Source organism: Lactobacillus sp. ESL0703 (assembly GCF_029433435.1).
In the GTDB taxonomy this organism is placed as follows: Bacteria; Bacillota; Bacilli; order Lactobacillales; family Lactobacillaceae; genus Lactobacillus.
Window position 1 is genome coordinate 15,110 of the sequence record NZ_JAQTIB010000001.1, and the last position, 13,052, is coordinate 28,161.

Consider the following 13,052-nt stretch of genomic DNA (forward strand, 5'->3'; position numbering starts at 1 on the left):
GAAATCGATGAATAAAAAAGATTTACGGCAAAAACAAATCAGTCGATTACAAGATTTTGCAAAAACTGAACAAAAAGAACTGGAGGACCAGCAGCTGTTAGACAAAATAATGGCTTGGGATGAACTCCAAAATAGTCAAACAGTTGGCGTAACTTCTTCGCTTGCTTATGAGGTTGATACTTCACGGTTAATTGCTTTATTATGGGATCAAGGCAAGGATGTTTATTTAGCTAAGGCCTATAACAATCCAGAACGTTCACAAGATTTTCTATATTATAGTTATATGACTAAGTTGACGACTTCTAAGTTTGGTGTTGTGGAAGTTGATGATCCGAATGCGAAAGTTAATAATGACTTGGACTTAATTATTGTGCCAGGACTTGCTTTTGCAAAAGATACACACCAGCGGCTTGGCTTTGGCGGCGGATATTATGATCGCTTTTTAGCTAAACATCAGCAAACTAAGACGGTTGCTCTAGTAAATTCACAGATGATTTTTAATAAGACTACATGGGACGTTGAACAAACGGATGTACCAATGCAAACGATTATTACTCCCAATGCAGTTTTGTAAGTTAGCGAGGCTATAATGCAAAAACAAAGTTTTAAAGATAGTTACATGACATGGACCATTTTAATTGTTTTGTTTGTGGTCTTTTTAATGGAAACTGCCCTAGGTGGTTCACAAAATTCCGCAACTCTTGTTATGATGGGCGGTATGGTAAAGAGCCTAGTTCTTGTTTACGGACAATGGTGGCGGTTATTTACAGCACAATTTTTACATATTGGCATTATGCATTTAATTACTAATGTAGTAATGGTTTATTATTTGGGAATTTATTTAGAACAAATTCTAGGACATTGGCGTTTCTTAGCAATATATTTGGCATCAGGAGTTGGTGGCAGTTTGCTTAGTTTGGCTTGGAGCAACTATTCAATTAGTGCTGGAGCCTCAACAGCCTTATTTGGTTTAATGGGAGCAATGGCAGCAATTGGTGTCCGAAATCGTGATAATTCCGCAATTGTTTACTTAGGCAAGCAGGCATTTTGGTTAGCAGTAATTAATATTATATTTGATATGTTTTCAAATTCTAATGTACTGTTTGGTATTGGCAATGGTTCAAAAATTGATATTGCTGGACATCTGGGCGGCTTAATTACAGGTTTATTGTTAGCTATTATTTTAGGTAATAAGCAATTTCGTGAATATTCAAATAAAATCCGTGTTATTGCAGTCTGTTGTTTGGTGATTTATTGCGTTTATGCGGTTCATACCAGCATAGGATTACTTAGTGTAGGTTTCTAATGAAGAACTTATATGATGTTCAGCAGCTCCTTGAAAAATATGGTGTCCTTGTGCATGTTGGCAAACGCATTTGGGACATTGAGCTGATGGCGCTTGAACTTGACAATATTAATCGTTCACGCTTAATCGACAAGCATGATTACCTAATTGCGAAGATGATTTTGCGGCGTGAACATGAGCATGAAGAACGCAAAGAGAAAGAAAAGCATAGAAGCTAGGATAATTTAGTAGTAAAATTATTCTTATAAGTTTATTTAGAAAAGAGTTAAATCAATGTCAACTTTTTTAATTATTTTGGATGTTGTCTTAGTAGTTGTCATTCTGGCTTTTGTTGCAGTTTGGCTATGGAATAAGTTCCAGACTAAGCGTCTCGGCAGCGGCGACTTAACCAATGAGGAATTTAATAAGGGAATGAGAAAGGCCCAAATCGTTGATTTACGTGAAAAAGCCCCATTTAAGAGAAAGCATATTGATGGCGCACGTAACTTGCCTTATACAACCCTTAAATACCAATATAGCGAACTTAGAGCCGATTTGCCGGTTTATTTATACTCTGACTCATTAACCGTAACTTTGCGAGCTGCCAGATTTTTGCAAAAGAAGAAGTTTTCTTCAATTAAATGGTTGAAAAATGGTTTTGATGAGTGGAATGGTCGCACAAAAACATCTAAATATTAATTAGAAGAACATGTTTCGGGCACTCGCGCAAACATGTTCTTTGCTTTTATTAGGAAAAAGGATATTCGAGATGCAAAAAGTACTAGCAATTGTAGGGCCGACAGCGATTGGCAAGACCAGTTTGGCTATCAAATTAGCACAAAAGTTAAATGGTGAAATTGTTTCTGGTGATTCAATGCAGGTGTACCAAGAAGTAGCAATCGGCACGGCAAAAGCAACACCAGAGGAACAAGCTCAGGTTAAGCATTATTTGGTTGATACCCAATCGGTATTTGAGCCATATTCGGTTAAGGATTTTACTGAAGAGGCTCAATCAGCAATTAAGACAATTGCGGCTGCTGGTAAACTGCCAATACTAGTTGGTGGGACGGGCTTTTATGTTAATGCGCTGCTTAATCAGATGCAGCTAGGTGAAAAGGATGAACACGAAACGGCAATTGCTGCCAAGTGGCAAGAATTTTTGGACGAGCAGGGGCCAGAAGCCTTGTGGCAGGAATTAAATAAGCGTGATCCTGCTGCCGCCAGTAAAATCCCCGTGGCCAATTCTCGGCGCAGTTTGCGGGCATTGACCGTAATTGAGCGAACAGGGCAGAAATTTTCCCAGCAGCAAACAGAAATTAAGCCGCGCTATGATTATTTAATTATTGGCTTAAATTCTGAACGGCAAGAAATTTACCGGCGAATTAACTTGCGGGTTGACCAAATGATGGCTCAGGGGATGCTGCAGGAAGCCGAATTTGTTTACCAAAATCGTGACCGGGAATACCAAATCCTGCAGGCAATTGGTTATAAAGAATTTTTCCCGTATTTAAAGGGTGAAAAAAGCCTGGCAGATTGTGTGGACCAGCTAAAGACCAGTTCAAGGCGGTACGCCAAACGGCAATTGACATATTTTAGGCACCAATTACCTTGTCACTGGTTTGACCCGTTAAAAGATCAAAATTGTATTACAGAAATAGAAGAGAAAGTTGAGGAATGGCTCCATGAATAATTGGCCAGAAGAATTACAACAAATCGTTAAAGAAATTGATGCGCAAATCGCACCACAGCTTGCTAAGATTGATGACAATATTTTATATAATCAGAACAAGGTTTTGCAGGCATTTAAGGATAAGGCAGTTGCAGAAGCTGACTTACAAGGAAGCACTGGTTATGGTTCAGACGATACTGGACGTGATAAGTTAGATCGGATTTATGCGCAGATTTTTCATACCGAAGATGCTCTTGTCCGCTCACAATTTGTGTCCGGTACGCATACGATTGCCACGGCAATGGCTGGGAACTTGCTGCCAGGAGATGAATTAACTTACTTAACAGGAATGCCGTATGACACTCTGCAGCAGGTAATCGGCGTTGCTGGTGATGGTCGCGGCAGTTTGCAATCATACGGGGTCAAATTCTCGCATGTTGACCTAAAAGACGGTGAAGTTGATTATGATGCAGCGCGTAAATTGCTAAGTGAGCATCAACCTAAGATGGTCGTTATTCAACGTTCACGCGGCTATAATACCCGCCAGAGTTTCACCGTTGCCAAGATCAAGCCGATGATTGCAATGATTCGTAAAGTTAGCCCTAAGAGTATCATTATGATTGACAATTGCTATGGTGAATTTTCCGAAAAGCATGAGCCAACTGAATATGGTGCTGACTTAATGGCTGGCTCATTAATTAAAAATGCGGGCGGCGGTTTAGCCAAAATTGGTGGTTATGTTGTCGGCAAGCACGAACTGATTGAAAATACGGCTGCACGTTTGACTGCTGGGGGCATTGGCCGTGAAGAAGGGGCCAGCTTGAATAACAACCTTGATTACTTCCAAGGCTTGTTTATTGCCCCGAATACAACGGGTAATGCAATTAAAGGCGCCATTTATTCGGCAGCGCTTTTGGAGCGCATGGGTGAAGAAGTGACGCCTAAGTGGAATGAAGACCGGACTGACTTGATTCAAACCGTGATTTTTAACGATCAGGATAAGATGATTCGCTTCGCCAAAGTCTTGCAGGAGAACTCACCGGTTAATTCCTTCGTTGATCCAATCCCAAGCAATGATACGGGTTATGAAGACAAGGTCATTATGGCTGACGGTTCCTTTGTCGAAGGAGCAAGTATTGAATTTTCTGGTGATGGTCCAATTCGTCCACCTTACGCAATTTACATGCAAGGTGGACTGACTTACGCCCATGTGAAGATTGCCATCACGAATGCAGTAAATGAATTATTTTTTGCAAGTAATTCCTGAATTAATTAAAAAACGGTAAAGGTTGAAAAAACATACTAGACCACTTTGACTTTTGGACTAGGGTTTGGTATTGTATAAAACAGGTTTTATGCAGAACGATGAGGTTTTGTTAGGACCAGACCAATTACTGTATGATTTTTTATTAGGTGAAAAAAATGGCAAAAACAATTACAGCAGATGATATTAGACAGAGCGTTGCTGATAATGACGTTCGCTTTTTACGATTGGCATTTACAGACATTAACGGTACTTCAAAGGCCGTTGAGGTGCCAAATAGCCAACTTGAAAAAGTTTTGAGTAATGACATTCGTTTTGATGGTTCTTCAATCGACGGTTTCGTTCGTTTGGAAGAAAGCGACATGGTTTTGTATCCAGATTTCTCAACCTGGGCAGTATTGCCATGGACTGACAGTCAAGGCGGCAAGATTGGTCGGCTGATTTGTTCAGTTCATACAACTGATGGTAAGCCATTTGCTGGTGACCCACGCAATAACTTGAAGCGGGTTGTTGAAGAGATGAAGACAATGGGCTTTTCTGCTTTTGACATTGGTTTTGAAGCAGAATTTCACTTGTTGAAGTTAGATGAGAATGGTGATTGGACTACTCAAGTGCCAGACCATGCTTCATACTTTGATATGACTTCAAATGATGAAAGTGCAAGTTGCCGTCGGGAAATTGTTGAAACACTTGAGAGTATTGGCTTTGAAGTTGAAGCTGCTCACCATGAAGTTGGTGACGGTCAACAAGAAATTGACTTCAAATTCGATGATGCGTTAACAACTGCTGATCGTGTTCAAACCTTTAAGATGGTTGTTCGTGAAGTTGCCAAAAAACATAACTTGTTTGCAACGTTTATGGCTAAGCCGCTTCAAGGTCAAGCTGGTAACGGGATGCACACTAACATGTCCTTGTTCAAAGATGGCAAGAATGCCTTTTATGACAAGAATAATGAGTACCACCTTTCAAATACTGCGCTTTACTTCCTAAACGGAATTTTGACACATGCGCGGGCAATTACAGCAATTGGTAACCCAACTGTTAACTCATACAAGCGGTTGATCCCAGGCTTTGAAGCACCAGTTTATATTTCATGGGCTTCAAAGAACCGTTCACCAATGATCCGGATTCCATCAGCTGAAGAGATTAACACTCGTTTGGAAATGCGTTCTGCTGACCCAACTGCCAACCCATACTTGCTACTTGCAGCATGCTTAACTGCTGGACTTGACGGCATTAAGAAGCAAGAAATGCCAATGGATCCAATTACTTCTAACTTATTCGAAATGAGTGAAGAAAAACGTGAAGAATTGGGAATTAAACCATTGCCAGCAACTTTGCACAGTGCCTTAAAGGCATTCAAGGCCGACAAGTTAATCCAAGATGCTTTGGGTGACCACCTATCATCCAGTTTTATTTCTTCAAAGGAATTAGAATGGGCACAATATACCCAAACTGTTTCCGACTGGGAAAGAAATAAGTACATGGGTTATTAATTAAAAGATTGATTTATTCAAAAGAACTGCTTGATTATTTTCAGGCAGTTCTTTTTTGCTAATTATAAAATAAACAATCGAACCATTAATTAAACTTTTATTAAGTGGTAGAATTATAGTGTTAATGAATTTTGTGAGGTTAAAAGTGGCACAGCATAAATCAATTTATACTAAAGATGTAATATTGGTAATGGCAGCATCGTTCTTCTTTATGTTTAGTACGATGTTTGTCAATCCGCTAATTAATGGTTACGCCAAGAGTCTTGGTGCCAGCAGTGCATTTGCGGGAATTATCGTGGGAATTATGAGTATTGCCGCGATGTTTTTACGACCAATTGCTGGTAACTTGACGGATAAGTTTTCTAAGTATCGTTTATCACTAATTGGCGGTGTTTTGATTTTTATTGGTGTAACTGGCTATGTCTTTGCTCCTAAAAGTGGTTGGCTGCTGTTATTCCGGTTAATTAATGGTGCAGGGTACGTGTTGGATACAGTTTGCATGACAACTTGGCTGGCATTCTTAGTACCACGTGAGCATGTTGGTGAGGCTATGGGCTTTTATGGGTTAATGAATGCTTTAGCAATGGCTGTGGCACCAGCTCTTGCGATTAATGTTTATCAAAAAACAGGTTATCGCTTAGCGATTATTGCTTCTGCGGTATCTTCTTTTTTGATGATTATTACGATTAACTTTGTTGGCAACCATGCTAAGCCTAAGAAAAAGTCAATTGAAGTCAATGCAGCCAAGCACTTCAAGATTATTGAAGTCAAAGATTTACCAATTGCTTTACTTACGACCTTGTTTGCCTTTCCGTATTTTGCGACCCAGGCAGACTTAGTAACTTATGCGGAAGAACGTCACTTGAATATCGCGGTTGGGTCATACTTCCTAATTTATGCCGTTGTTTTATTGGTAATTAGAATTGGTCTCAAGAATTTGTTCGACACAGTTCGCTTTGGTGTGTGGTTCTGGCTCAGCACCATCGCTACGGCTATTTATTTGGTATTATTGGCCGTCATGAAAAGCAACTGGGAGATGGGACTCGCTGCTTGTGGAATGGCAATTGGCTACGGCGTCATCTATTCGGTCTTGCAGTCAACGGCATTGCTGCTTGCACCAATCAATGAGCAGGGCTTGGCCAGCAGCACCTTTTATTTAGGGCTGGATATTGGGATGTCCTTTGGGCCAATTATTATGGGCTTTGTGAATGATTTGCTGCCGATTAAGTACTTCTATCCAGTCCAACTGCTGCTAATCCCATTAATGATTATTGTTTATTTGTGTTATCGCAAACGATTGAATAGTGCGATTAGTCATCATTAATTTATAAAGACAGGGTTGTTAATGCCTTGCCTTTTTTATTAAAGTAAAATTACACAAAGATAAGAGCTTTTGAATGAATACTCAAAAAGGTTCATAATAGTAAGGTCTATTTTGAAAAGGAGCTACTATTTATGGATAAAAAACAGCCGAACAAAATCACCCTCGGCACGTTAATTTTAATGATCTTCTCGTCCATCTTTGGATTCAGTAATTCGCTGACCGCGTATTACCAAATGGGTTATGCAAGTATCATTTGGTATGTGATTGCGGCAATTTTGTTCTTTCTACCGTCTGCATTAATCTTTGCGGAGTATGGCGCATCTTTTAAGGGCGTCAAGGGTGGTATTTTTTCTTGGCTTGAAGAATCGGCTAATGAAAAGGTCGCGTTTGTGGGGACCTTTATTTGGTTGGCTGCTTGGGTTGTGTGGCTGGTTTCTTCCACGCAATTTTTCCTTGTTGCGCTGTCAACCTTAATTTCGGGTAAAGACATGACACAAACCTGGCATTTGGGCTTCTTGTCATCAACACAACTCTTAGGTGTTCTTGAAGTTGCCTTCATGGTAATCGTCACGTTCTTTGCTGCCAAAGGGATTGATAAAATTACGGCCGTTGATAAAGTCGGCGGGGCTTTTGCAATTATTATTGCTCTGGGCTTCATGCTGGCGTCACTAGTCGTATTTGCCTTTAGTCATGGGCATTTTGCTGAACCAGTTACGGCAATGAACTTTACTAAGTCGCCTAATCCAGCCTTTCAGACACCGGTAGCGGTATTGTCGTTTATTGTTTATGCGTTATTTGCTTATGGTGGTCTTGAAACCTCGGCTGGCGTCATTGATTCAGTTGATAAACCTGAGAAGACTTTCCCCAAGGCCATGATGGGCGCAATGGCCTTGATGACGGGTCTTTATGTAATTAATATTTTAATGTGTGGAATTTCAACTAATTGGACTGCCATTTTGGGCGCAAAGAATGTTAACATTGCCAATATGGAATATGTCTTAGTCAACAATTTGGGAATTGTGATGGGTCACAGTATGGGCTTGTCACAATCTACTACCTTGGCATTAGGGACAATTTTTTCTCGGCTTGCTGGCTTGGCTGATGTTCTGTCTGGAATTTCTGCAGCCTTCTTAATGGTTTATTCACCAATCAAGTCCTTCATTGAGGGCTGTGATGCGCGGCTGTTGCCTAAAAAGTTAGTAAAATTAAATAAGCACAATATGCCTGAACGGGCAATGTGGGCTCAGGCAGCACTTATTAGTGTCATCATCTTGTTTATTTCCTTTGGTGGTAATGCTGCAGGGCAATTTTACACGATTTTAATGGATATGATGAACGTTTCTTCAACCGTACCGTACTTGTTCTTAATTGGGGTATTCCCGTTCTTCAAGATGAAGAAGGATATTGATCGACCATTTGTCTTTATCAAAGGTAAAGGCAAGGTGTGGGCAGTAACGATTGTTGTCTGGCTGGTTGTTGCCATGGGAATTATCTTTACTTGTGTTGAACCAATGTTATCTGGGGACTACATGACGTCGTTCTGGACGGCAATTGGACCAGTTGCCTTTGGTGTCATTGCTTATGTCTATTACACTTATCGTGAACACCATGATGCAAAATTTTAAATTATAAAAAAATCACCTGTTACTATGAAGTGCAACAGGTGATTTTTTAGTTTTTTGCTATTATTCTTGGTTAAATTTTTTGCCCCATTGCCAAGGGTCTTCATGCCAAGTCTTAAGTGCATCGTATTCAGCTTCCGTGATATAATTCAGCTCTTTTTCTTTGGCCAGTAGTTCTGGATAAGAAAGCAGGGGATTAAAGGCAACATTGGCTGCCGCAAAATTTTGCTTGGCGTCTGGTAAATAATACGTAAAAATTGAACTGACACCAATGACGTTGCCGCCTTCATTTTGGGTTGCCTTAACTGCATTTAAGACGGAACCACCGGTGGTAATTAAATCATCAATCAAGACAATCTTGTCTTGGCTAGTAAAACGACCTTCAATTTGGCGGCCCTTGCCGTGATCTTTAGGCTTTGGCCGGACATAAATCATTGGCAGTCCCAGCTTGGCTGCGACCAATGCAGCATGAGGAATACCAGCAGTTGCAACACCACCAATAATCGTAACGTCTGGAAATTTAGCCTTAATCAAAGCAGCTAAATCACTGGCAATCCAATCGCGCAAGTCAGGATAAGAAACTGTCAGGCGTAAATCGGTATAGATGGGTGAAAGCATGCCACTAGCGTAAGTAAACGGCTTGTTAGGCGACACCGTAATGATTTTTTCGGCGATTAATTTGGCAATAATTTGTTCTTGATGCATGTTAGTTAAACTCCTTCTTAATTGCTTGATAGGCAGCTTGGGGATTAGCAGCTTGCGTAATCGGTCGGCCAACAACAATTGCACTGGCGCCGTATTCTTTTGCCTGTTTTGGTGTAGCGACACGTTTTTGGTCGCCATTGCTAGTTTGAGCAGGTCTAATTCCTGGCGTAACGTAGAGAAAGTTGGAGCCAATTTGTGACCGAAGATTTTCAACTTCTAGTGGCGAGCAAATAACGCCATCGGCGCCGGCTTTTTGTGCTATTTGGGCAAGACTAATGACCTGCTCAGTCATTGGCAGTTGACAATTTTGCTCATCTTGCAAAATTGCATCAGAAATTGAGGTTAATTCTGTCACTGCTAAGAGTTTAGGCACACTTTGACCAGCTGGCGTACCAGCAATTAAGCCGTCTTTAGCAGCCGTAATCATCTCGCTGCCGCCTAATGCGTGGATAGTAATGCAAAAGACGTTTAGCGCGGCTAATTGTTTGGCAGCATTATAGACAGTGTTAGGGATGTCGTGCAATTTTAAGTCTAAGAAAATGTGGTATCCCTGTTCGCTTAGCTGTTTAACTAAGGCACTTCCAGAATGATAAAAAAGTTCCATGCCAATTTTTAAGTAAGTTTCTTGCGGTATGCCAAGTTTTGGCAAAAGTTGTGCAACTTCCTGCTCGTTAGCATAATCTAGGGCGACGAAAACTGCTTTTTCCATTGCAAACCTCCAAAAAAGTCTATTTTGGCACAGAGCGCGTCAAAATAGACTTTTTGGGTAATTTAGTCATGTTTAACTTGCGGTCTCTCTGTACCGTTTAAAGTTCATCGCTAGTCAGTTTAGCATCATCTTATCCAAAAGACAACTAATTTTTGCCGGTAATTTTAATAAATGTTAATGCTAGTAGTTTATTTTGGTATAATTATTATAAATTTAAGTGAATTTTTTATTAAGAAAAGGAATAAAAAATGAGTAAGAAGCGAAAGAAACATATTATTACTTGGACAATTATTGCCTTAGTTTTGCTGGTTGCCGGCTGGTTTAGCTTCGGCCCAGGAATTTCTAATAATACGTCCAAGCAGCGGGTGGTAACGATTGGCGTTGTCGGTGAAAGTAATTCTGAACATGTAATTTGGCAGCATGTTGCGCAAAAGGCCAAGCGGGATTATGGCATTATCGTTAAGACCAAGGTCTTTACGGATTACAATCAACCGAATAAGGCTTTGCGTGATGGCGAGATTGATCTAAATGCAATTCAGACAACAACATTTATGCATACTTGGTCAAAGGCAAACCATGCCAATATCGTTTCAATTGGTAAAACTTATATTGCGCCAATTCGGCTATATTCCAAGAAGTATCACAAGTTAAGTCAGTTGCCGCAAGGTGCCACAATTGCAATCCCTAATGATGCCGCAACGGAATCCCGAGCACTCCACGTTTTAAAAAATGCTAAGTTAATCCGGTTGACTACGGGTAAAAAGTTGAAGACGATCGCGGATATTACAAGCAATCCGCGGCATATCAAGATTAAAGAGGTTAGTGACGAGCAATGCGCGCGAATTATTAATTCCGTTGATGCCGTAATTGTTAATAATGATTTTGCCGTGCCAGCAGGTCTTGGCCCTAAAGAGACGATTTATGTTGAGCCAATCAATAAGGAGTCCGCGGGAGCAATTAATAATATCTGTACTACGGCAGCCAAAAAGAACGATCCGGACTACAAGAACGTTGTAAAATGTTACCAAACTGCAGAAACCAAGAAACTTTATCGTAAGTTTTATGGTTCAATGCAGCAGGCTGTATGGGACGTCGAGTTGAAATAAAAATTAAATCTTGGCAAATAATTAAAAACGTGTAAAATAAACTGCGAAAATAATTGTAATGTCTGTGAGCATACATTTTTGGAGGTAAAGATGACTAATCTTAGTATAAAATTACCCGGTCTGCATTTGAAAAATCCGGTGATGCCAGCAAGTGGAACTTTTGGCTTCGGTGATGTTCCCGCTGCTAACAAGTTTGACTTAAATGAGTTAGGAGCGTTGGTGCTGAAAACAACAACACCACAAGCGCGACTGGGTAACCCGCAGCCGCAAATTGCGGTTTTAGAATCTGGAGTGTTAAATTCGGTAGGATTAACTAATCCCGGGGTTAGCAAGGTTGTCAGTGAAAAAATCCCGGCTGTACGTCAAAAATATCCCAACTTGCCAATTATTGCTAGTGTTGGCGGCGGGAGTAAGTCTGACTATGTGCAGGTAGCAAAAGAATTGTCCGCATCTGGTTTGGTAGATGCATTAGAACTTAATTTTTCCTGTCCCAATGTGGCTCGCGGCGGCATGACCTTTGGCGTTCATCCGGAATTGGTCGAGCAGCTGACAACTGCCATTAAACAAGTAGTTGAGGTGCCAATTTATGTCAAGTTAACACCCAATGTTACCTCAATTACTGAGATTGCCCGCGCCGCAGAAGCTGGTGGTGCTGATGGTTTGTCGCTAATTAATACAGTGATGGGTTTGCGGATAAACCTTGAAACGCGCAAGCCCTTTTTAGGTAATAATATTGGTGGTCTTTCGGGTAGTGGTATTAAGCCACTTGCGCTATATCAAGTTCACCAGGTCTATCAGGCAACTAAATTGCCAATTATTGGCATGGGCGGCATTGCAAGTGCTGAAGACGTAGTTGAATTTATGCTGGCGGGGGCCAGTGCCGTGGCCGTTGGCAGTGCGCATTTTCACGATGATTTAGCCTGCCCGCATATTATTCAAAAATTGCCGGCACTGCTAAATAAATTAGGTGTTAGCGATATCAATGATCTTGTCGGTCAAGCTCAATTTAATTAAAAATTTAATTTGACAATTATAATAATTGTCCGTATATTTAACTTAATATTCCTTTAATTAGTCCAGAGAGGCTAGCAAGGCAATCGAGTTAGCGCCTGGTCTCATCGACTAGGTGCTTTTATTTTGGGGATATGAGAGGAGAACAAGATGGCAAAAGAAATTTGGGATGCGCTTGCAATGAAGCGGGCGCTAACAAGAATTACTTATGAAATTATTGAACGTAATAAGGGAACCGAGAACTTGGTGCTTGTCGGTATTAAGACGCGTGGTGTGTATTTGGCTAAACGGATTCATGACCGGATTCAAAAGCTGGAAGGTGTTGATGTTCCCCTAGGGCAACTGGATATTACCCTCTACCGTGATGACCGTCATGACGCAACTCTTAAACAGGATCCGGTTGTCAATTCCAATAAAGTTGGAGTTGAGATTGCCGATCAACATGTCGTCCTTGTTGATGACGTTATTTATACGGGGCGGACAATTAGGGCAGCAATGGACGCCCTGATGGACATTGGTCGACCAAGTTCAATCGCTGTTGCGGTTCTGGTTGACCGCGGTCACCGCGAATTGCCAATTCGGGCAGATTTTGTTGGAAAAAATATCCCGACGTCTTCAACAGAACAAGTTGCTGTTAGTGTTGAGGAAGTTGACGGGCAGGATAGCGTAAAATTAAAACCATTACCGGAAGAATAACATAATTTAGTTAATTTAATCATTCAACCATTTAATTGACTCCAGAGAGGGTCAGAAGGGTTTGAGTTCTTTTGGAGTATCTTAAAATAGGCCAAAAATCCCTTTTGATTAACCTGGAGCAATCTAAATGCTTCAGGTTTTTTTGTATCTTAAAGAAAGGGTTTC

General features: G+C 40.7%; 14 protein-coding genes. 12 read left to right on the top strand and 2 right to left on the bottom strand.

Features of this window, described 5'->3' with window-relative positions:
* Positions 1–7: 7 nt before the first annotated feature.
* The 9 genes from PT278_RS00060 to yjeM all read left to right on the top strand — a co-directional run bounded on the left by PT278_RS00060 (position 8) and on the right by yjeM (position 8,663).
* Positions 8–574 (top strand): 5-formyltetrahydrofolate cyclo-ligase, encoded by a 567-nt coding sequence (locus PT278_RS00060; protein WP_277129406.1) that lies wholly within the window; start codon positions 8–10, stop codon positions 572–574.
* A 15-nt stretch (positions 575–589) separates the two neighbouring features.
* Positions 590–1,306, top strand: a complete 717-nt coding sequence (locus PT278_RS00065) for a rhomboid family intramembrane serine protease (RefSeq protein WP_277129407.1) — start codon at positions 590–592, stop codon at positions 1,304–1,306.
* On the top strand, positions 1,306–1,524 hold the full coding sequence (locus tag PT278_RS00070) for a YqgQ family protein (RefSeq protein WP_277129408.1): 219 nt from the start codon (positions 1,306–1,308) through the stop codon (positions 1,522–1,524). The genes PT278_RS00065 and PT278_RS00070 overlap by 1 nt, the downstream gene beginning before the upstream one ends.
* A 55-nt stretch (positions 1,525–1,579) precedes the next feature.
* Positions 1,580–1,984 carry a rhodanese-like domain-containing protein gene (locus tag PT278_RS00075; RefSeq protein ID WP_277129409.1) on the top strand — a complete coding sequence of 135 codons (405 nt, stop codon included), beginning with the start codon at positions 1,580–1,582 and terminating at the stop codon, positions 1,982–1,984.
* A gap of 70 nt (positions 1,985–2,054) precedes the next feature.
* Positions 2,055–2,975 (top strand): tRNA (adenosine(37)-N6)-dimethylallyltransferase MiaA, encoded by a 921-nt coding sequence (gene miaA / locus PT278_RS00080; protein WP_277129410.1) that lies wholly within the window; start codon positions 2,055–2,057, stop codon positions 2,973–2,975.
* Positions 2,968–4,221, top strand: a complete 1,254-nt coding sequence (locus PT278_RS00085; RefSeq protein ID WP_277129411.1) for a methionine gamma-lyase family protein — start codon at positions 2,968–2,970, stop codon at positions 4,219–4,221. Before miaA ends, PT278_RS00085 begins: the two co-directional genes overlap by 8 nt.
* A 155-nt stretch (positions 4,222–4,376) precedes the next feature.
* A complete protein-coding gene (gene glnA / locus PT278_RS00090) occupies positions 4,377–5,714 on the top strand; it encodes a type I glutamate--ammonia ligase (protein ID WP_277129412.1) in 1,338 nt (445 codons plus the stop codon).
* A 145-nt stretch (positions 5,715–5,859) separates the two neighbouring features.
* Positions 5,860–7,038 (top strand): MFS transporter, encoded by a 1,179-nt coding sequence (locus PT278_RS00095; protein ID WP_277129413.1) that lies wholly within the window; start codon positions 5,860–5,862, stop codon positions 7,036–7,038.
* 131 nt (positions 7,039–7,169) lie between these two features.
* On the top strand, positions 7,170–8,663 hold the full coding sequence (gene yjeM, locus PT278_RS00100) for a glutamate/gamma-aminobutyrate family transporter YjeM (protein ID WP_277129414.1): 1,494 nt from the start codon (positions 7,170–7,172) through the stop codon (positions 8,661–8,663).
* A gap of 60 nt (positions 8,664–8,723) precedes the next feature.
* On the opposite strand, the gene pyrE is transcribed toward yjeM, so the two are convergent.
* Both pyrE and pyrF read right to left on the bottom strand, forming a co-directional pair.
* Positions 8,724–9,365 carry an orotate phosphoribosyltransferase gene (gene pyrE / locus PT278_RS00105; RefSeq protein ID WP_277129415.1) on the bottom strand — a complete coding sequence of 214 codons (642 nt, stop codon included), beginning with the start codon at positions 9,363–9,365 and terminating at the stop codon, positions 8,724–8,726.
* 1 nt (position 9,366) lies between these two features.
* On the bottom strand, positions 9,367–10,074 hold the full coding sequence (pyrF, locus tag PT278_RS00110; RefSeq protein WP_277129416.1) for an orotidine-5'-phosphate decarboxylase: 708 nt from the start codon (positions 10,072–10,074) through the stop codon (positions 9,367–9,369).
* A 248-nt stretch (positions 10,075–10,322) separates the two neighbouring features.
* On the opposite strand from pyrF, the gene PT278_RS00115 reads away from it, so the two are divergent.
* From PT278_RS00115 to pyrR, 3 genes are all read left to right on the top strand, one after another.
* On the top strand, positions 10,323–11,180 hold the full coding sequence (locus PT278_RS00115; RefSeq protein ID WP_277129417.1) for a MetQ/NlpA family ABC transporter substrate-binding protein: 858 nt from the start codon (positions 10,323–10,325) through the stop codon (positions 11,178–11,180).
* A 90-nt stretch (positions 11,181–11,270) separates the two neighbouring features.
* The gene (locus PT278_RS00120) at positions 11,271–12,194 is read left to right on the top strand and encodes a dihydroorotate dehydrogenase (protein WP_277129418.1); all 924 of its coding nucleotides are present in this window, start codon (positions 11,271–11,273) and stop codon (positions 12,192–12,194) included.
* Between the two features lie 147 nt (positions 12,195–12,341).
* Complete coding sequence (pyrR, locus tag PT278_RS00125) at positions 12,342–12,887, top strand: bifunctional pyr operon transcriptional regulator/uracil phosphoribosyltransferase PyrR (RefSeq protein WP_277129419.1); 546 nt, start codon at positions 12,342–12,344, stop codon at positions 12,885–12,887.
* Positions 12,888–13,052: the final 165 nt, after the last annotated feature.

Bases quoted from the DNA above. Each gene is read 5' to 3' on its own strand.
- PT278_RS00065 (WP_277129407.1), top strand. From the start codon at position 590: ATGCAAAAACAAAGTTTTAAAGATAGTTACATGACATGGACCATTTTA.
- PT278_RS00115 (WP_277129417.1), top strand. From the start codon at position 10,323: ATGAGTAAGAAGCGAAAGAAACATATTATTACTTGGACAATTATTGCC.
- PT278_RS00085 (WP_277129411.1), top strand. From the start codon at position 2,968: ATGAATAATTGGCCAGAAGAATTACAACAAATCGTTAAAGAAATTGAT.
- miaA (WP_277129410.1), top strand. From the start codon at position 2,055: ATGCAAAAAGTACTAGCAATTGTAGGGCCGACAGCGATTGGCAAGACC.
- pyrE (WP_277129415.1), bottom strand. From the start codon at position 9,365: ATGCATCAAGAACAAATTATTGCCAAATTAATCGCCGAAAAAATCATT.
- yjeM (WP_277129414.1), top strand. From the start codon at position 7,170: ATGGATAAAAAACAGCCGAACAAAATCACCCTCGGCACGTTAATTTTA.
- PT278_RS00070 (WP_277129408.1), top strand. From the start codon at position 1,306: ATGAAGAACTTATATGATGTTCAGCAGCTCCTTGAAAAATATGGTGTC.
- pyrR (WP_277129419.1), top strand. From the start codon at position 12,342: ATGGCAAAAGAAATTTGGGATGCGCTTGCAATGAAGCGGGCGCTAACA.
- PT278_RS00060 (WP_277129406.1), top strand. From the start codon at position 8: ATGAATAAAAAAGATTTACGGCAAAAACAAATCAGTCGATTACAAGAT.
- PT278_RS00120 (WP_277129418.1), top strand. From the start codon at position 11,271: ATGACTAATCTTAGTATAAAATTACCCGGTCTGCATTTGAAAAATCCG.
- glnA (WP_277129412.1), top strand. From the start codon at position 4,377: ATGGCAAAAACAATTACAGCAGATGATATTAGACAGAGCGTTGCTGAT.
- PT278_RS00075 (WP_277129409.1), top strand. From the start codon at position 1,580: ATGTCAACTTTTTTAATTATTTTGGATGTTGTCTTAGTAGTTGTCATT.
- pyrF (WP_277129416.1), bottom strand. From the start codon at position 10,074: ATGGAAAAAGCAGTTTTCGTCGCCCTAGATTATGCTAACGAGCAGGAA.